This window comes from Ralstonia sp. NFACC01, assembly GCF_900115545.1.
Lineage (GTDB): Bacteria > Pseudomonadota > Gammaproteobacteria > Burkholderiales > Burkholderiaceae > Ralstonia > Ralstonia mojiangensis.
Window position 1 is genome coordinate 1 of record NZ_FOWV01000012.1, and the last position, 16,915, is coordinate 16,915.

General features: G+C 63.9%; 19 protein-coding genes. 10 read left to right on the top strand and 9 right to left on the bottom strand.

All coding sequences use genetic code 11. From position 1 onward, the window contains the following. On the top strand, positions 1 to 786 hold a 786-nt coding region (locus BM136_RS22815; RefSeq protein WP_092976146.1), incomplete at its 5' end, for a fimbrial protein. 34 nt (positions 787 to 820) lie between these two features. Here BM136_RS22815 and BM136_RS22820 read toward each other — a convergent pair. From BM136_RS22820 to BM136_RS22835, 4 genes are all read right to left on the bottom strand, one after another. After that, positions 821 to 1,798, bottom strand: coding sequence for a 2-dehydropantoate 2-reductase (locus tag BM136_RS22820; RefSeq protein ID WP_092976149.1), 978 nt, complete (start codon positions 1,796 to 1,798; stop codon positions 821 to 823). A gap of 5 nt (positions 1,799 to 1,803) precedes the next feature. Then, positions 1,804 to 2,628, bottom strand: a complete 825-nt coding sequence (locus BM136_RS22825) for a class II aldolase/adducin family protein (RefSeq protein WP_092976152.1) — start codon at positions 2,626 to 2,628, stop codon at positions 1,804 to 1,806. 112 nt (positions 2,629 to 2,740) lie between these two features. After that, positions 2,741 to 3,688 carry a DUF2272 domain-containing protein gene (locus BM136_RS22830; RefSeq protein WP_092976155.1) on the bottom strand — a complete coding sequence of 316 codons (948 nt, stop codon included), beginning with the start codon at positions 3,686 to 3,688 and terminating at the stop codon, positions 2,741 to 2,743. A gap of 147 nt (positions 3,689 to 3,835) precedes the next feature. Continuing rightward, entirely contained in the window at positions 3,836 to 4,114 is a 279-nt protein-coding gene (locus BM136_RS22835; protein WP_004628548.1) for an HU family DNA-binding protein, read from the bottom strand. Between the two features lie 633 nt (positions 4,115 to 4,747). On the opposite strand from BM136_RS22835, the gene BM136_RS22840 reads away from it, so the two are divergent. Beyond that, positions 4,748 to 5,287, top strand: coding sequence for an SET domain-containing protein (locus tag BM136_RS22840; RefSeq protein ID WP_092976158.1), 540 nt, complete (start codon positions 4,748 to 4,750; stop codon positions 5,285 to 5,287). 16 nt (positions 5,288 to 5,303) lie between these two features. Here the strand turns inward: BM136_RS22840 and BM136_RS22845 are convergent, their stop codons facing one another. Continuing rightward, entirely contained in the window at positions 5,304 to 6,980 is a 1,677-nt protein-coding gene (locus BM136_RS22845; RefSeq protein WP_092976161.1) for a sensor histidine kinase, read from the bottom strand. Between the two features lie 8 nt (positions 6,981 to 6,988). Then, positions 6,989 to 7,699, bottom strand: a complete 711-nt coding sequence (locus BM136_RS22850; protein WP_092976164.1) for a response regulator transcription factor — start codon at positions 7,697 to 7,699, stop codon at positions 6,989 to 6,991. A gap of 76 nt (positions 7,700 to 7,775) precedes the next feature. On the opposite strand from BM136_RS22850, the gene BM136_RS22855 reads away from it, so the two are divergent. Further along, positions 7,776 to 8,003, top strand: coding sequence for a DUF3717 domain-containing protein (locus BM136_RS22855; RefSeq protein WP_045205351.1), 228 nt, complete (start codon positions 7,776 to 7,778; stop codon positions 8,001 to 8,003). A gap of 17 nt (positions 8,004 to 8,020) precedes the next feature. Here the strand turns inward: BM136_RS22855 and BM136_RS22860 are convergent, their stop codons facing one another. Then, positions 8,021 to 8,335 carry a 4a-hydroxytetrahydrobiopterin dehydratase gene (locus tag BM136_RS22860; protein WP_092976167.1) on the bottom strand — a complete coding sequence of 105 codons (315 nt, stop codon included), beginning with the start codon at positions 8,333 to 8,335 and terminating at the stop codon, positions 8,021 to 8,023. 61 nt (positions 8,336 to 8,396) lie between these two features. After that, positions 8,397 to 9,341 carry a phenylalanine 4-monooxygenase gene (phhA, locus tag BM136_RS22865; protein ID WP_092976170.1) on the bottom strand — a complete coding sequence of 315 codons (945 nt, stop codon included), beginning with the start codon at positions 9,339 to 9,341 and terminating at the stop codon, positions 8,397 to 8,399. Positions 9,342 to 9,479: 138 nt separating this feature from the next. On the opposite strand from phhA, the gene BM136_RS22870 reads away from it, so the two are divergent. From BM136_RS22870 to BM136_RS22885, 4 genes are all read left to right on the top strand, one after another. Beyond that, positions 9,480 to 9,956, top strand: coding sequence for an Lrp/AsnC family transcriptional regulator (locus BM136_RS22870; protein ID WP_092976173.1), 477 nt, complete (start codon positions 9,480 to 9,482; stop codon positions 9,954 to 9,956). A gap of 92 nt (positions 9,957 to 10,048) precedes the next feature. Next, positions 10,049 to 10,813 (top strand): lysoplasmalogenase, encoded by a 765-nt coding sequence (locus BM136_RS22875; RefSeq protein ID WP_092976176.1) that lies wholly within the window; start codon positions 10,049 to 10,051, stop codon positions 10,811 to 10,813. A 35-nt stretch (positions 10,814 to 10,848) separates the two neighbouring features. Further along, complete coding sequence (locus tag BM136_RS22880; protein WP_092976179.1) at positions 10,849 to 11,850, top strand: delta(1)-pyrroline-2-carboxylate reductase family protein; 1,002 nt, start codon at positions 10,849 to 10,851, stop codon at positions 11,848 to 11,850. Between the two features lie 205 nt (positions 11,851 to 12,055). Beyond that, the gene (locus tag BM136_RS22885) at positions 12,056 to 12,775 is read left to right on the top strand and encodes an OmpW/AlkL family protein (RefSeq protein ID WP_092976182.1); all 720 of its coding nucleotides are present in this window, start codon (positions 12,056 to 12,058) and stop codon (positions 12,773 to 12,775) included. Positions 12,776 to 12,837: 62 nt separating this feature from the next. Here BM136_RS22885 and BM136_RS22890 read toward each other — a convergent pair whose 3' ends face one another. Next, positions 12,838 to 13,050 (bottom strand): heavy-metal-associated domain-containing protein, encoded by a 213-nt coding sequence (locus BM136_RS22890; protein ID WP_092976185.1) that lies wholly within the window; start codon positions 13,048 to 13,050, stop codon positions 12,838 to 12,840. Between the two features lie 147 nt (positions 13,051 to 13,197). On the opposite strand from BM136_RS22890, the gene BM136_RS22895 reads away from it, so the two are divergent. The 3 genes from BM136_RS22895 (at position 13,198) to BM136_RS22905 (ending at position 16,820) form a co-directional block, all read left to right on the top strand. Further along, on the top strand, positions 13,198 to 15,420 hold the full coding sequence (locus tag BM136_RS22895) for a heavy metal translocating P-type ATPase (protein ID WP_092976188.1): 2,223 nt from the start codon (positions 13,198 to 13,200) through the stop codon (positions 15,418 to 15,420). Further along, complete coding sequence (gene cueR, locus BM136_RS22900) at positions 15,417 to 15,875, top strand: Cu(I)-responsive transcriptional regulator (protein WP_092976191.1); 459 nt, start codon at positions 15,417 to 15,419, stop codon at positions 15,873 to 15,875. Before BM136_RS22895 ends, cueR begins: the two co-directional genes overlap by 4 nt. A gap of 75 nt (positions 15,876 to 15,950) precedes the next feature. Next, positions 15,951 to 16,820 carry an alpha/beta hydrolase gene (locus BM136_RS22905; protein ID WP_092976332.1) on the top strand — a complete coding sequence of 290 codons (870 nt, stop codon included), beginning with the start codon at positions 15,951 to 15,953 and terminating at the stop codon, positions 16,818 to 16,820. Positions 16,821 to 16,915 lie beyond the last annotated feature (95 nt).

The following is a 16,915-nucleotide window of genomic DNA, read 5'->3' on the forward strand; positions in this document are numbered from 1 at the left end:
TGGCAAGACTTCGGGATTAAGGGTTATGGCACATATGCCGGAACCTTCAATGGCCGGCGCGTCTACAGCACGAATGTTGCGGGCATCGGCTACGCGGTGGCCGCCCAATATCCGAACTGCGCGACAAAAATCTATTGGGTCACGGGAAGGGACACCGAGAACCCGAACAACGAGCTGATGTGCTCTATCAACGGGATGTGGTCGGTCCAGCCGATGTATGCCAAGGCCTTCGTCACCTTCTACAAGACGGCCGAGGTGACAGGAACCGGCCAGGTGGTGTCGCTCAACGTGGCTTCGTTCATTCTGAAGAACAACAAGACTACGTGGTTCTCGCCCGAATCACGCATCAACATCGGGACGTTCGCGGTCAACACGGTATCGTGCACACTCGGCAGCAAAGCGATCTCGGTCGATATGGGAACCGTGAATGCGCGCGCATTCAACGGCCCCGGCACGTGGCCCACCGACAAGAACACGCGGGCCTTCAGTATTCCGGTGCTGTGCCAAAAAGGAGTTGCTATCAACTTCCAGATTGATGGCAACGCAAAAGACCCCTCGCGCGGTCTGTTGAACCTCTCCGCAGACACCTCCGCTGCAAAAGGCGTGGCCTTGCAGTTGCTCTACAACGATCAACCGCTCCCGCTGAGCTCTCGCGTCAAGTGGCAGACCACCGCCGCCGATGGCAACTACGCCATTCCGCTGAAGGCGCGTTACTTGCAGACCGATGCGAGCGTGACCCCTGGCGTGGCAAACGCCGCCGCTACATTCACGGTGACCTACCAATAGACGCAAGGGGCAAGCACAAACGCACCTCGCATGCTCAGTACAACCTGCGGGTCTGCGCGTGCAATCGCACCAGACCCAGCAGGGCATCGATATACGGTGTCGGCACGCCCACGTGCTGACCGATCTCCCGCACCGACGCCACCAGCGCGTCGATCTCCAGCGGTCCACGCCCGGCCTCGGCGTCCTGCAGCATCGATGTCTTGAACGCACCGAGCTGGCGCGTCACCGCGCTGCGTTCTTCACCGCTCTGCGCGATCGGGCAGCCGATGCGCGCGCCGATGGCCTTCGCTTCTTCCATGATGGCCAGGCAGAACGCACTGACCTGCGGATCATCGAGGATGCGGTCGCACGTTGCACCCGTCAGCACCGACACCGGGTTCATGGTCATGTTGCCCCACAGCTTGAACCAGATGTCGCGCTGGATGGCTTCACTACGCTCGATCTGCAGACCGGCGCGTTCAAGGAACGCTCCAACGGCATCCAGGCGAGGCGACGTGCCGCCAGCCGGTTCGCCGAGAATCAATCGCTTGCCGAAACCATGGCGCACATGCCCTGGCAGAGACGTCGAACACGTCAGATGCACCACGCAGCCGAGCACGTTGCGAGTCGGAATGGCCTCGGCAATCTGGCCATGCGGGTCAACCGACTGCAGGCGCAATCCCTGCAGCGGGCCCGGCCGATCAAAGAACCACCAGGGCACGCCATTCATTGCCACCACCACGCAGGTCTGAGGGCCGATGAGCGGGGCGATGCTTTGCGCCACGCTTTCCATGGCAGGGGCTTTCACGGCGACGATCACGACATCCTGCACACCCAGCGCATGCGCTTCATCGCTTGCGCTCACCTGTGCGGTATGCGTTGCAGCGTCTTCTGTCAGGCGCAGGCCTTCTGCGCGCAACGCCTGAAGCGTGGCCCCACGTGCCAGCACGTTGACCGGTTGATCTGCCAGTGCGAGCTTCGCGCCAAGATAGCCGCCGACCGCGCCGGCGCCCACGATGCAGATGCGTGTCATATCGATCAGGAACGGTAGGAGGAGTCGATTCGGTCGATGGTGCGCGTGAGCGCCGCGAACACGTCCTCACCCGCACCGAAATTCGGATTGAACTGCAGTGAATCGCGCGTGCAGTTGCGTGCCACTGCTTCGGGAATCTCCAGCACCGGGCCCATCGATGTCGAAGCGAGCTGGATCTCGCACGCGCGGTTGAGCAGCCACAGCATCGCAAACGCCCGCGCAATCGAATCGCCCCAGGCCAGCAGCCCGTGGTTGCGCAAGATCACCGCAGGCTTGTCGCCGATGTTCCTCACTAGGCGCGGCCCTTCGTCGGCATGCACGGTGATGCCTTCGAAGTCGTGATACGCCACCTTGCCGTGCAGTTGCGCCGCGTAGAAGTTGCTGATCGACAGACCATCGCGCGCGCACGCCACGGCCATACCGGCAGTGGTGTGGGTGTGCATCACACAGTGCGCCCCCGGGATGCCCGCATGAATGGCGGCATGAACCGTAAAGCCCGCCGGGTTGACCGGCCAGTCCGGCTGACCCGTCGCACGCTGCACATTGCCCTGCAGGTCGATCTTCACGAGGTTCGACGCGCAAACCTCGGCATAGGTCAGGCCAAACGGATTGATCAGAAAGTACGGACCTTCATCGTCATCCGCACCGTCTTCCGGCTGCAGGCGCAGCGTGATGTGGTTGTAGATGAGTTCGGTCCAGCCCAGCTGCGCAAAGATGCGATAGCACGCCGCCAGCTTCACGCGCGCGGCCCATTCATGTGGGCCGCACCAAGCCGGGCGATGGGCCTGGATGTTCGAACCGGGATCGAGCGAAAGCGAAAGCACCGTCATGACCTGTCTCCTGATCGCAGGGGCCATGCGCCGGTCGGGTTGCCGGCGCTAAATTTATTCACATGTTAATTAATTCGCGCCGAACGTCAAACTTGGTTACATCCGCTGTCTGCTAGGGCAACTGGTTGCGCAGGATCACCAGCCACTGCATGACAGAATTGGTGTACGGATCGAGTTGATTGGCGTCGTTCAACTCGGTGATGCTCATCGATGCGGATTGCTGCACGTTACCGCCAATTGATTTCACCTCATGGCGCACCGGGTCCACCTCGACTACGAGATCGCAGTGCATGGGCGTTCTGCCGGCCTGGATCTCGGCCGGATCCGTCATGAAGCGATCGGCGCCGCGTGCGGTACAGATGAGGTCGCCCGGGCGCGGCACGGCCGGCGTGCGTTCGAGCACGAAGGCGGGGTGCTTGAGCAGATGATCGCGCGCGTCGGTCACGTATTCCGCGTGCGTGGCGCCAGTCAAGAACTGATCGTTCTGCAAGCCTGCCTTGCGCATGATCCATGAGATGAACACCGCAGACCACGCCCAGCCGCCGGTGGTCAGCTGCTGGCAGGTTGGTGTCTTGCCGACGATGCCCCAGTAGCGCTTGGCCAGCATGCAACCGCGTCCGGTAGCTTCACCGCCCGTGCCGTCCGGATAGCGCAGGCAGGGCGCAGGGGGCGGTACTGCAGGCGTAGCAACCGACTTGGGCAACGGCATGTCGGTGCCGCTTTCTTCATCGGACGGGGCGGGTGTCGGGTCGTCGGGTGTCAGCCAGCGGCCTTGCGGCTGGTCAGGAAACCCGCCGCCCGCCACGCAATACGTATCGTCACGCCCCACACGCACAACCTGGCGCCCCCACCGATCCCATTCGGCCAGGGCAATCTCGATCATCTTTTCGCGCGGTGTCGCGCCTGGGCGCGTCTGCACGACTTCGTTGTCGGGCAGCGGTTCGGCTTGCGGGCGCGCAGGCGGCGTCGCGCAACCGGCAAACCAAAGGACCGGTGCGATCAGGACGATCGGCAGGGCAATACGCAGAACGAGCGAATTGCGCAGAAGAGGGCGGGACATGGAAGAGGGGGGAACGGATGGCCTGACGGGGAGACAGGCCTTCCGACGTGGTACGCCAATGCTGCGGTCGATTCACGCATGCAATGGCATGCCACGTCGTTGGCGCTAACCAGACGCGCTGGTCACGCCGAGGGTTTTGTCATTGCCTTAGGCGTTGACAGCGTCCTTGAACTTCTGGCCGGCCTTGAACTTGACCGTCTTGGCCGCCTCGACCTTGATTTCTTCGCCGGTGCGCGGGTTGCGGGCCATACGCTCGGCACGCTCACCTTGGCTGAAGGTACCAAAGCCGATGAGGCTGACCGCATCGCCCTTGCCAACGGATTCCATGATGGCTTGCAGCGTCACGTTCAGTGCCTGCTCGGCCTTGGCCTTGGTCAGACCGTCTACGCCGCTGGCGATGGCGTCGATCAGTTCGGTTTTCGTCATTGCTTGACTCCCTTCAAGAGTAGATAAAACACACAACAGAGCCTCCGGGGGATGGCTCCAAGGGCGACATGATACCGGCATGCGAACAGCGTCGGCACGTGAGCTTTGTAACGGCGCGTGGTATGTGGGTTCCGCAAAACCGCACGGGCTCTACGTTGCGAGGCGATCCAATCACATCAATGCTAACGCTCGATGTTCTGATTTGCGCTTGGTTGTCTGCTCGCTGATAGGTTCGACGCAAGTCGATCAGTTGGTTTACCTTTTTTCTTATGTATACAGATAGTAGTAGTAGATAACGGTGGATAGTTTCTGTGGATAAGTGGAAAAAGCGCTTTATGTTCAAACACTTGTGGCAAGCAAAACAGGGGGTACCGCGTGTGTCCTCAGGTGGATAGCTTGCTGTTTTTTCCGACCACCGGCCTGGCAACCCCGTCACTTGTGCCCACACCGTCGACAGGGCAGCCACAGACAGCCAACAGCCTTTGCCGGTAGTTATCCACAGCTGCGGGCCAGGTTATCCACATTGACCGGGCGGCATGGGGTTGCGGCACGTGTCGAGATGCCATGCTTTTGGTGTAGGCTCACGGCTTCGTTGATCGACGTTCTTGTTTCGCTTTACTGCGCCATTTCTCCATGACACGCACGTCCCCTGATGCCACGCCGGCTCTGGCTGAGTCCTCGCCCACGCCGGAAGCTCCGGCCAAACTGCGCCGCCGCGATCGCATCGAGGTGCGCGAATCGGGCGTGCACGGACGCGGCGTGTATGCCGTGGTCGCCATCGCACGCGGCAAGAAGATCATCGAATACAAGGGCGAGCACATCACGTGGAAGGAGGCGCTGCGCCGCCATCCGCACGACCCGTCCGACCCGAATCACACCTTCTACTTCAGCCTGGAAGACGGCAGCGTGATCGACGCCAAGTTTGGCGGCAACCGCGCGCGGTGGATCAACCACGCCTGCAAGCCAAACTGCGAGGCGCGCGAAGAGGACGGCCGCGTGTTCATTCACGCGCTGCGCAATATCGAACCTGGCGAAGAACTGTTCTACGACTACGGCCTCGTCATCGAAGGCCGCCAGACCAAGGCTCTGAAGGAACAGTTTGCGTGCCGCTGCGGCGCGAAGAAGTGCCGCGGCACCATGCTGGCACCGCCCGAGAAGCGTAAGAAGAAGTAAGCAGAAGGTCCGTCGTTCAGACGGAATCGCTTGCCAGCGGCAGGCGCAACACGAAGCGCATTACGCGGCTGCCGTCACGCGCAGTCGCATCTTCAATGGCGACGGTGCCGCCGTGCAAACGCACGATGTCGTGCACGATGGCCAGGCCCAGGCCGCTGCCCTGCGGCTGTCCGGGGCGGTGGTCCGCATCCCCGCGGAAGAAGCGCTGGAACACTTCACCGCGCCGCTCGGGCGGAATGCCGGGGCCATTGTCTTCCACGCTCACCACACCCCACCACTGGGATGCCGCGTCGGCCTCCATGCCGGCACGCAAGGTCACGCGTCCGCCGGCCGGCACGTATTTGATGGCGTTGTCGAGCAGGTTGTTGATGGCCTCGCGCAGCAGCACCACGTTGGCCAGCACCGGCGCCTGCAACGAACCCGGCGATGCTGCCTCCTGCGGCCAGGCCTCGAAGCCGAGATCCAGCCCTCGTGCCAGCGCGCGCGGTACCCACTCGGCGCCGGTGTCGAACGCCAGCGCGACGAGATCGACCTGCATCGGTGGGCCCAATTGATCGAGCGTCATGCCTGGCTCGGCACGCGCCAGCGTCAACAACTGGTTGGACAGACGCACGGCGCGGTTGGCACCCGATTGCAGCTCCAGCAGTGCAGGGCGGGCCTCGTCCAATGTCTTGGCATCGACAGCGCGATCGGCGTGCAGCTTCAACGCGGTGAGCGGCGTGCGCAGTTGATGTGCAGCGTCTGCGATGAAAGTGCGCTGCGCTTCAAGCGCGTCGCGCAGCCGGGCAAGCAGCGCGTTCATCGCGTTGATGAGCGGTTGCAGTTCGGCGGGCACACGTTCCGCCGATTCCGCGGGCAGCGGCGTCACCGATCGTGCGCTCTGCTTGTTAAGCGTGTCGGCCAGCGTCTGCAACGGCTGCAGCTCTTCCTTGAGCACGAGCGAGAGAATCAGGCCGCCGATTGCCAGCAGCACGATCAACGGAATCGACACCGATAGCAGCACTTCCTTGGCCGCCGTATCGCGGTGGTCCAGCAGCTCCGCCACTTCCACGACGATGCCGTCTTCCGCCTTCATGGTGTCAGGCGGATTGGACGGGTTGAATGCCGGTGCCGTCTGCGCCTGCGTGGGCGCGAGCGCGGGGCGTGTAACGTCGTCTTCAGGTTCGGGCAGCACCGGCTGGCGCGGCGAGCGCGGCTTGGGCACCTCTGCACTCACGCCCGGAACGAGCAGATGCACGGCGCGCACCTGTTTGCCGTCGATCCAGCTATAGAACACGCGTGCATCGCCAATGCGGACCTGGCCCGAGCCGTAGCCCAGCGGCGTGTCGCGCCCGACGAGCGTGCCCATGGGGCCGGAAATGCGCCAGTAGATGCGGTCTTCGCCGCTGTTCTGTACGAGCGTCTGCGCGGTGAGGGCGATGTCGTAGAGCTTGGCCGCCGGCACGTGCGGGCCAGCGATGCGCAACTGTTCGGCCAGCGTGTTGGCCACACCCACCAATGCGCGATCGAACACCTGAGCGGTGTAGTGCGCCGCCAGCCAATACGACAGCGCGCCGGTACCCACGATCAAACCAAACAGCGGTGTCGCCAGCGCACGCAACAGATGCAGGCGCAGGCTGATGGCACCGTTGCCAGCACCCTTGGCCGGAGCTGATGAAGCCGACGACGAGGTAGGACGGTGGCGCTTGAACATGGGCCGGACTACGCCGCGGCGCGTGCCTGCAAGAGGTAGCCGAAGCCGCGCACCGTGACGATCTCCGCCTCGGAATGCTCGATCTTGCGGCGTACGCGGTGCACGTAGACTTCGATGGCCGTATCGCCCACCACATCGTGACTGGCCTCGCCGATGGCGTGCCCGAAGCTGGCAAGGTGGTCCTGCAACTGCACCTTACTAACCACCCGGCCCTGGCGCAGCATCAGCAACTCAAGCACGGCAAATTCGCGCGGCGACAGTTCCAGCGGTGCGGCGTCGACAAAGATGCGCCGTTCCACGCCGCTCATGCGAAGTCGTCCGACAAGGACGTCAGGGCGTGCGGCGGGTTCGGTCGAATCGTTACGACGGCGCAGCAATGCGCCCACGCGGGCCACCAGTTCGAGCATCTCGAACGGCTTGAGCAAGTAATCGTCCGCACCGGCGTTCAGGCCGTTCACTTTGTCGAGCAGGCCGTCGCGTGCCGTCAGGATCAGCACGGGCGTCACGCGATCGCGCGCCCGAAACTGAGATAGCAGCGTCATGCCGTCGATACCGGGTAGCCCAAGATCGAGGATCACCAGATCGTGGGTCTGCCGAGTGAGCTGTTCAGTGGCGAAGACACCGTCGTGCACGACGTGCACACGATGCCCGGCTTGCGTGAGCCCGGCATGGATGCCGCTGGCGATGGCACGGTCGTCTTCAATCAGCAGGATGCGCATTGACTCGATCCAGAGTGCGGGGCGGAAAAGGCAAAAAGGGGCGATCGGCGTGATTTGGCAGCGCTACAATGCGCGGATGACCGATGCCCTGCTCACCATCACCGATCTGGAGGCCGCCATTAATTTCTGGCGCGCCCGTTCACCCGCCGAAGGCGAGGAACTGCGGCTGTGTGCCGAGGCGTCGGCGCTGGCCAAGCCGTATGCGCTGATGATTGTACAAGGCGCCACCCGCATCGCCCCTGAGCAATTGGGCGACAAGGCGCGGGCGGCATATGAGGCGTGGCGCGCAGCCTCACAGGGCTGAGCGCTAGCATTGCGTCGTTACTTTGCGGCGGTGGCGCTGGTGCCTTTCGCGGCTTGCTCGATAAAGCGCGCGAGATCTGCATCACGGTGCGTGAGCCCATTCGCGTCATGTGTGGACAAGGTGATGTCCACGCGATTCCACACGTTGAACCACTCCGGGTGGTGATTCATCTGCTCGGCCTTGATCGCCACGCGCGTCATGAAGCCGAACGCGGCGTTGAAGTCGGCAAAGGTGAAGGTCTTCTGGATGGCGTCGCGCTCACTCTGTAGCGTCCAGCCGGGCAGTTCGGCAAAAAGGGCCTTGCGTTGGTCTTCGTTCAGGGTCGGCATCATGATGGGGTGCAAAGTTCGGTCTTGAATGCGCGCAGTATAGTCAGCGCTCGACTATCTGCCGTCAGATGTCCGCAGTGTCCGCCCAACCTTCGCGGTTGCCCACGTTCAATACCAGATCCCCATCCACCACATCACCCGCGCCAATGGTCGGCAGCGCGGCGAGTTCTTCATACAGCGGCGTGAAGTCGGGGCGGGTGGCGTCGAACAACTGCTCGAAACTGTCGATAGTGAAGTAGGTCTTCTGGAACGTGTCGATCCGGTAGCGCGTGCGCATGATGCGGCGCACGTCAAAGCCGATGCGGTTCGGGCTGGCCGAATCCAGCGCGTACACCGATTCACTCTTGCTCGACACGATGCCCGCACCGTAGATGCGCAGGCCCGCCGGCGTGCGGATCAGGCCGAACTCCACCGTGTACCAGTACAGGCGCGCGAGCATGTCCAGCTGGCCCAGGCGCGCGGCCTTCAGGCCACCCTTGCCGTAGGCTTCCATGTAGTCGGCAAAGATCGGATTAATCAAGAGCGGCACGTGGCCGAAGATGTCGTGGAAGCAATCCGGCTCTTGCAGGTAGTCGAGCTGATCGGGGCGACGCATCCACCAGCTTGCAGGAAAGCGGCGATTGGCGAGGTGATCGAAGAACACTTCGTCGGGCACCAGGCCTGGCACGGCGACGATCTGCCAGCCGGTGGCGCGCATCAGCGTTTCATTGAGCTGGTCGAATGACGGCACGGCATCGCGGCTCATGCCCAGCGTCGACAGGCCTTGCAGGAATTCATCGCACACACGGCCGGGCAGCAGCGCTTCCTGGCGGTCGTACAGCGTGCGCCACGTTGCGTGATCGGCGGCGGTGTAGCGGTGCACTGGCTGCTGCATGGTGAAGTCGGCACGCAGCGTCTGGCCGTCCAGGCCTTCTGCGAATTGCTCGCGCAGCTTGTCGGTCAGGGTGCCGTTGAAGCCGGCCGGGGCGGCGTTTTGAGCTGCGTCGGGGGCGGTGGTTGCGATGTCCATTTGTAATGTCGATCTTGTGCAATCAAAGTCCGGCCAGTGTATGGGCGCGCCCACGCGGGTTGGCCGCAAAACCGCCACCCATTGCACATTGTTTGCGGAAATCATGCAGAATGCAGCCTGTGAACGCAGGAGATATGCATGATTTCACTCGATACCTTCGATCTGGCCCTGCTGGAGGCCCTTCAGCGCGATGGGCGTGCGACGCATCAGCAGCTTTCGGAGCAGGTTCACCTGTCGGCCAGCCAGGTCGGGCGGCGTTTGGCGCGGCTTGAATCGGAAGGCGTGATCGAGGGCTACCGGGTGGTGCTTTCGCCGACGGGGCTGGGCTTGGGCGTGACGGTGTTTGCCAGCGTCAAGCTTGCACACCACGGCGACGCCATCGTCGAACGCTTTCATGAAGAGATCAGCCTGCTCGACGCAGTGCAGGAATGTTATTCCGTGGCCGGCGACGCCGATTACATGCTGCGTGTGGTGGTGCCCGATCTGCCCGCGCTGTCGGAATTCGTCATGCGCAAGTTGATGCGCGTGCCGGGTGTGGATAACGTGCGTTCCAATATCGTTCTAACGGCCTTGAAGCGGGATGGCGCGTTGCCGCTATCCCACCTTGGTGGGTAGATTCGCGCCTTGCGCCAGGGTGCGCGGCGTGTCACGCTGCAAGCCGACATCACTTTGCTGATATGAAACGCCTGTCTGGGCGGGAGACCACAATGGTTGAGGGACACACCACGCATCCGGTGCACGCGCCGGCGCATCTGTCAGGCGGCTACGGCATGCCGGCACGGGTTCGCGCGTGGTGGGTGGCCGCAGCGGTGGCAGGCGTCACCTACGGTGGCATGCTGACCATGGTGGCCGTCGAGGTACCGCCCGGCACCCCGCTCGTAGGCCGCATCGTTGCGCAGCCGCTGTGGAAAATGCTGATGGCGTTGCTCCTGGCGCGCGCCGCCTCGCTGCACGAGATTCCGCGCGAGCGGCGCTGGCTGATCGGCGCGATGGTGTTCTCCGCACTCGGCGATCTATGGCTAGCGTTGCCGTGGCTGGCGTTCTCTTTCATGGCGGGGCTGGGCTGTTTCCTGCTAGCGCACGTGTGCTACCTGCGGGTGCTGGTGGGGCTGCGCGGGGCGTCGTCGGCCATCCGCATGATTGGCGTCGGCTTGATGATCGGCGTGGCCCTCGGCATGTTGCTGTGGTACTGGCCGGGTCTGCGCGAGTTAAAAGGGCCCGTGATCGTCTACATGGTGGTGCTCTCGGCGATGGTGTGCGCGGCATTGCTGGCGCGCCTGCCTGGGCCGCTGACGGCTTGGGGCGCACTCGCCTTTGCGGCTTCCGATGCCATGATTGGCATCAGCGTGTTCGTCTTCCCGTTTACTGATCACGAGTTGGCGATCTGGTGGAGCTACGCCGCCGCCCAACTCCTTATCAGCGCCGGCTTGCTTACGCGCCGCACGCCCCCCGCGCGCCGCGCCGCGGCATAAGGTCCGTCCGACGTTTCCTCCTCTGCGGGAGCCCGATGCTGCAGACCCTCGACGCTGCCACCACGGCGGCCCGCTTGCCCTATGCCGCGCTGGCCGATGCCATCGCTCAGGTATTGCGCGATGCGCGCGCGGGCCGTGCCCAGGCGCCCGCGCGGCTTGTGATGCCGGTGGCTGATGGTGGCAGTTTGCTGCTGATGCCGGCGTCCAATGCCGACATCGCCGTCACCAAGATGATCACCGTGCACCCGCACAACCCTGCGCAGGGCTTGCCGGCCATTCACGGCGAGGTGGTGGTGATGGACGCCCGAACCGGCGAACGCCAACTCATGCTGGATGGCCCCACCGTCACCGCACACCGCACAGCGGCTGTGTCGTTGCTGGCAGCGCGCTTGCTGGCGCCTGAGCCGGCCGGGGATTTGCTGCTGGTCGGTGCCGGTGCCCAGGCACGCGCGCATCTGGAAGCCTTCCGCTTCGGGTTGGGCACACGACGCGTCACGATCATCGCGCGCACGGCTGCCAGCGCGGATGGGCTGGCGGGGTACGCTCGCGCGCTCGGCATGGACGCCACCGCGCTGGCGGGTGGCGATGCGGCTGGTGTGGCAGATGCCGCCCGTGCGGTGCTCCCACAGACGCCGCTGGTCATCACCGCCACGCCGTCATCGCAATCGGTACTTCCGGATCTGGGGGATCCGAGCCACCCTGCTGGCTATGCGTGGGGCGCGCATCACTTCATCGCGGCCGTTGGCGCGTTCCGGCCCGACATGGCCGAGCTGCCGCCGCGCTTATGCGTGCATGCCGCTGCGGTCGATCGCCTGTACGCCGACACCCTGGTTGACCTGGAGGCCGAAGCCGGCGACCTGCTGCAGGCCGGCGTGCCGTGGTCGCGTGTGCGGCCGTTACAACAGTGCGTCGATACACCGCCGGACACGCTCACGCAGCCCGCGCCAGCGTCGCCAGTGGTCTTCAAAAGCGTCGGCAATGCCCTCTGGGACTTGGCCGCCTGCGTGCTTGCGCTATCCAAGTCCAAGCCTGTTTAAAAACAGAGCCTGTGCCGAAGACGCCCGCTGCAGGCCGATTTAGCGCACAGCTTGTAACAGGAAACCTCTAGAAAAAGGGTTCTAGCCACGGCAATCACACGGGATAATGGCCATCCCTTCCGCCTGGGAGGAGACTGAGAACGCACCGCAAACGTAACAACTGCGTTTTGCCTCGGATGCGTCTGACACAGGAGCACATACAGAGATGGCCTATAAAAAAGCACTGGCGGCCGCCGCCGGGATGATCCTCGCCACCGCCGCGCACGCTCAAGCTGCCGGCAGCAACGTTGTCAGCCTCGGCTGGTTCCGCGTGATGCCGAACAGCTCCAGCGATCCGTTGCTGGTGAAGAGCATCGGCGGGATGCCGGTGAATCAATCGCAGTCCGGTACGGGCGCCAAGATCCAGGAAGCCGATACCGTTGGTCTCGCCTTCACGCACTTCTTTACCGACAACATTGCCGTTGAACTCGTGGGCGGCATTCCGCCGCGCCATAAGATCGAAGGTACTGGCGCGCTGTCGGGTTACGGCGAAATCGGCTCGGCCAAGCAATGGAGCCCGGCCGTGCTGGCGAAGTGGTACTTCTTCAACGCCGACACCAAGTTCCGCCCGTACGTTGGCCTGGGCTTGAACTACACGTGGTTCTCCGACGAGAAGATCACGAACAGCGCCTTCCAGACGAAGCTGGCTGGCCCGGGCAGCAAGAGCAACGTGTCGACCGACGGTTCGTTGAACCCGGTGCTGAACGTGGGTGCTACGTACGCCATCACCAAGGACTGGTTCGTTGGCCTGTCGGTGTCGTATCTGCCGCTGAAGACGACGGCAACGATCGACAGCACGACGGCGACCGGCGTCCACGTTGTGAGCGAAGCGAAGATCAAGATCAACCCGGTCGTGACCTTCCTGAACGTCGGTTACCGCTTCTAAGCGGTTTCCGCGCAAAAAAAGGCGTGCCACAACGGCACGCCTTTTTTGTTATCCGCGCAGATTTAGGCGAAGGCTTTGACCGGGTAGCCGGCTTGCTCAATGGCGGCCTTGACCGCATCGGTGCTGGCGCCGCTGGTGACAGCAACGGTCTGCTTATCCAGGTCCACCTTCACATTGGCACCGGCATCGACCTGCTGCACCGCACGCGTGACGGCCGACACGCAGTGGCCACAGCTCATGCCAGTCACGGAAAAGGTCGTGGAAGACGTCGTCATGGTTTGCTCCTGAAAAGAGGGAAGAGAGAATCACGGGAGCAGTATGAACCTTCCCATTGTTGGAAGCGCAAGCGTAAAATGCGGGCTTGACCTTACCAAGATGGGAAGGTTTAGGCTGATGCCATCTTCCTTAGAACGGACGCTTCCATGACCGCCGCCAGCCTTGCCGACGTGACCTCCACCGATCTCGATATCAGCGGGATGACGTGTGCCGCCTGTGCAGGTCGCGTCGAACGTGCCTTGCGTGCCGTGCCTGGCGTGACCGACGCCAGCGTGAATCTCGCAACCGAGCGCGCTCGCGTGCAGGGGGGCGCCGCCAGCGATGCACTGATCGCTGCTGTGACGGGCGCCGGCTATGAGGCCCGCGTCGCTTCCGATGAAACCGCCGCTCCCGCTACTGCGGAACCCGACTTCTGGGAAGGTGCCGGCCCGGTGTGGATTGCCGCCGCACTGGCCATTCCGCTCGTATTGCCGATGATCGCCGGGTGGTTCGGCGGCAATTGGATGCTGCCGGCCTGGGTGCAATGGCTGCTGGCGACGCCGGTGCAGTTCGTGATTGGCGCACGCTTCTACAAGGGGGGCTGGAAGGCGGTGCGTGCGGGTGCCGGCAATATGGATCTGCTGGTCGCGCTCGGCACATCCGCGGCGTATGGGCTGTCGCTGTGGCTGTGGTGGCGCGCGGGAGCGGACGGGATGCACCATGAGCCGCACTTGTACTTCGAAAGCGCCGCCGTGGTCATTACGCTCGTGCGGCTTGGCAAGTGGCTGGAAGTGCGTGCCAAGCGCCAGACCGCGCAGGCCATCCGTGCCCTGCAGGCGCTGCGCCCCGATACCGCTCGCGTGCGCGGCGCCGAGGGCACGCTGCGCGATATCCCCGTCGCGCAGGTGCGCGTGGGCGATGTGGTGTCTGTGCGTGCCGGTGAACGCATCCCCGTGGATGCCGTGGTGCTGGAAGGCGCGAGCCATGTCGATGAATCCATGCTGACCGGCGAAAGCCTGCCCGTGCCCAAGCGCGAAGGCGACCGCGTGACCGCCGGTGCCATCGCCACGGATGGCGTGCTGCTTGTGCGCACCACGGCCATCGGCGCAGACACCATGCTCTCGCGCATCATCCGCCTCGTGGAAGACGCCCAGGCCGCCAAGCCGCCGATCCAACAACTGGTCGACCGCGTAAGCGCCATCTTCGTGCCGGCGGTGCTGGTCGCAGCGCTGCTCACGCTGGCCGGTTGGACGATCGCCGGTGCAGGGTGGGAGACGGCCATCGTCAACGCCGTGGCCGTGCTGGTGATCGCCTGCCCGTGTGCGCTGGGTCTTGCCACGCCGTCCGCCATCATGGCCGGCACGGGTGCGGGCGCGCGGCGCGGCATTCTGATTGCCGATGCGCAGGCGCTGGAGCGCGCACAGCAGGTGGATTTCGTCGTCTTCGACAAGACGGGCACGCTCACCGTCGGCCAGCCGCGTGTGATGGCAGTGGAAGCGGCATCCGGCATTGACGCCGACACGTTGCTCGACCAACTTGCCGCGCTGCAGGCTGAGAACACGCACCCGCTTGCGCAGGCCACGCGTGAATATGTGAAAGAGCAGGGCCGTGCAATCACGCCCGCACAATCGCCGGAAGTGTTGGCCGGACGCGGCACGCGCGGGATCGTGAATGGCGCATCGCTGCAACTCGGCAATGCGCGGTGGATGGATGAACTGGGGCTGGATCGCAGTGCATTGCAAGCGCGTGCCGATGCGCTGGAAGCACAAGGCAATACTGTCTCGTGGCTTGCGCAGCGTGATGAGGGCAGCGTGCAGCTGCGTGGCCTGATTGCATTTGGCGACGCCCTTAAGCCCGGTGCCCGGGATGCCGTGGCCGCCCTGCAGGCGCGTGGCGTGCGCACCGCGCTCGTGACGGGCGACAACGCAGGCGCCGCACGCAGCGTGGCCCAGGCACTGGGGATCGACGAAGTGGCCGCGCAAGTGCTGCCGCAAGACAAGGCCGCACGCGTGACGGCGTGGCAGCAGAGCGGCCATGTGGTGGCGATGGTGGGCGATGGCATCAACGATGCGCCGGCGCTGGCTGCGGCCGATGTCGGCATCGCCATGGCCACGGGCACGGATGTGGCAATGCAGGCCGCCGGCATCACCCTCATGCGTGGTGAGCCGCGTCTGGTAAGCGACGCGCTGGACTTGTCGCGCCGCACCGTCGCCAAGATTCGGCAGAACCTGTTCTGGGCCTTCGTCTATAACGTGGTGGGCATTCCGCTTGCGGCATTCGGCTTGCTGAACCCCACCTTTGCCGGGGCGGCAATGGCGTTCTCCAGCGTGAGCGTGGTCACCAATGCACTGATGCTGCGCCGCTGGCGCGCCACCGGAGACAACGCATGACGCGTACCGATCTCATCGACAAAGGCCCCGTCAACATTGGCGGGGCCGCGAAGGCCAGCGGCGTGTCGGCCAAGATGATCCGCTACTACGAAAGCATTGGCCTGCTGCCGCCCAGCCCGCGCACCGAAGGCAACTACCGCATGTACGACGCCCGGGCGGTGCATGTGCTGCGCTTTATCCACAGGTCGCGCTCGCTGGGCTTCTCGCTCGAAGAGATTCGCACGCTGCTTTCATTGTGGAACGACCGCGAACGCGCCAGCGCCGATGTGAAGGCCGTCACCCTGCGCCACGTGGCGGATCTCGATGCGCGCATCAGCGAGCTGCAAAGCATGCGCGACACGCTCATGACGCTAGCCAATGCGTGCCACGGTGATAACCGCCCCGATTGCCCGATCCTCCAGAGCGTAGCCGGCGAAGGTGGCGAAGGCGGTGACACCGACGCCTGCTGTCACTGACGCGGCGCTCTACTGATGCAGATTGCGGCAGGCGGCGTCTATGCCACAATCTGGCAACCCAAGGAGGAGACGCCGATGACGCAAGCCCCCGCTCAGGTCACCGCCCATCCAGCGCTGGAAACCCGCCAGCGCATGAAGGACGGCACTGAACTGCTGGTCCGCACCTGGTTGCCCGCGCCCGATACCGGCGAGCCGCGCGGCACCGTCATCCTCGTTCACGGCATGGCCGAACACAGCGGCCGCTATCTACATGTGGCCAAGGTGCTCACCGACCTGGGCCTGCGCGTACGGGCCTTCGACCTACGCGGCCACGGCAAGAGCGGCGGCCCACGCATGGCGCTCGACGCGCAAGACAATTACCTCACCGATCTCGCAGAAATCATCGACGCGGCAGTCGCTCAATGGCACGAGATGCCGTTCGTGCTCGGCCACAGCATGGGCGGATTGATCGTCGCGCGCTTCACCACCGCGCGTATCCGCCCGGTGCGTGGCGTGCTGCTGTCATCGCCCGCGCTGCGCGTGAAATTGCCGCCCGGGGCGGGCATCGTGCGTGGCGTTCTTTCTGCGCTGGCGCCCAAGCTGGCGGTGCCCAATCCGGTGGACCCAGCCAAGCTCTCGCATGACCCGAGCATTGCGCCGGCCTATCGAGCGGACCCGCTGGTGCAGGGCACAATCAGCGCATCATTGCTGGAGTTCATGCTCAATGCGATCACGCAGGCGCAGCAGGATGCGCCGCGCCTGGAAGCGCCGATGCTGCTGATGGCGGGTGGTGCGGATTCGATTGTCGATCCTTCCGGCAGCCGGGATTTCTATGCGAATGCGCCCGAGGATCTGCGGACCTTGGCGTGGTTCGACAAGGGCTATCACGAGATCTTCAACGAAGCAGAACCGCTGCGTAGTGAGGTGTTTGGGAAGATGACGGAGTGGCTCCATAGCCGGATTTGATCTTTTTGAAACCCCATCCGCCTTTCATGTGCGGACGGTGTGGTTTCGTTAGCCCAAGCGACGCACGTTTGAAACGGAGCACGTAAGTGCAACTG

Bases quoted from the DNA above. Each gene is read 5' to 3' on its own strand.
- BM136_RS22850 (WP_092976164.1), bottom strand. From the start codon at position 7,699: ATGCGCATCCTGCTGATTGAAGACGACCGTGCCATCGCCAGCGGCATC.
- BM136_RS22830 (WP_092976155.1), bottom strand. From the start codon at position 3,688: ATGTCCCGCCCTCTTCTGCGCAATTCGCTCGTTCTGCGTATTGCCCTG.
- BM136_RS22895 (WP_092976188.1), top strand. From the start codon at position 13,198: ATGACCGCCGCCAGCCTTGCCGACGTGACCTCCACCGATCTCGATATC.
- BM136_RS22835 (WP_004628548.1), bottom strand. From the start codon at position 4,114: ATGACGAAAACCGAACTGATCGACGCCATCGCCAGCGGCGTAGACGGT.
- BM136_RS22875 (WP_092976176.1), top strand. From the start codon at position 10,049: ATGGTTGAGGGACACACCACGCATCCGGTGCACGCGCCGGCGCATCTG.
- BM136_RS22890 (WP_092976185.1), bottom strand. From the start codon at position 13,050: ATGACGACGTCTTCCACGACCTTTTCCGTGACTGGCATGAGCTGTGGC.
- BM136_RS22870 (WP_092976173.1), top strand. From the start codon at position 9,480: ATGATTTCACTCGATACCTTCGATCTGGCCCTGCTGGAGGCCCTTCAG.
- cueR (WP_092976191.1), top strand. From the start codon at position 15,417: ATGACGCGTACCGATCTCATCGACAAAGGCCCCGTCAACATTGGCGGG.
- BM136_RS22845 (WP_092976161.1), bottom strand. From the start codon at position 6,980: ATGTTCAAGCGCCACCGTCCTACCTCGTCGTCGGCTTCATCAGCTCCG.
- BM136_RS22855 (WP_045205351.1), top strand. From the start codon at position 7,776: ATGACCGATGCCCTGCTCACCATCACCGATCTGGAGGCCGCCATTAAT.
- BM136_RS22905 (WP_092976332.1), top strand. From the start codon at position 15,951: ATGACGCAAGCCCCCGCTCAGGTCACCGCCCATCCAGCGCTGGAAACC.
- phhA (WP_092976170.1), bottom strand. From the start codon at position 9,341: ATGGACATCGCAACCACCGCCCCCGACGCAGCTCAAAACGCCGCCCCG.
- BM136_RS22860 (WP_092976167.1), bottom strand. From the start codon at position 8,335: ATGATGCCGACCCTGAACGAAGACCAACGCAAGGCCCTTTTTGCCGAA.
- BM136_RS22885 (WP_092976182.1), top strand. From the start codon at position 12,056: ATGGCCTATAAAAAAGCACTGGCGGCCGCCGCCGGGATGATCCTCGCC.
- BM136_RS22840 (WP_092976158.1), top strand. From the start codon at position 4,748: ATGACACGCACGTCCCCTGATGCCACGCCGGCTCTGGCTGAGTCCTCG.
- BM136_RS22825 (WP_092976152.1), bottom strand. From the start codon at position 2,628: ATGACGGTGCTTTCGCTTTCGCTCGATCCCGGTTCGAACATCCAGGCC.
- BM136_RS22880 (WP_092976179.1), top strand. From the start codon at position 10,849: ATGCTGCAGACCCTCGACGCTGCCACCACGGCGGCCCGCTTGCCCTAT.
- BM136_RS22820 (WP_092976149.1), bottom strand. From the start codon at position 1,798: ATGACACGCATCTGCATCGTGGGCGCCGGCGCGGTCGGCGGCTATCTT.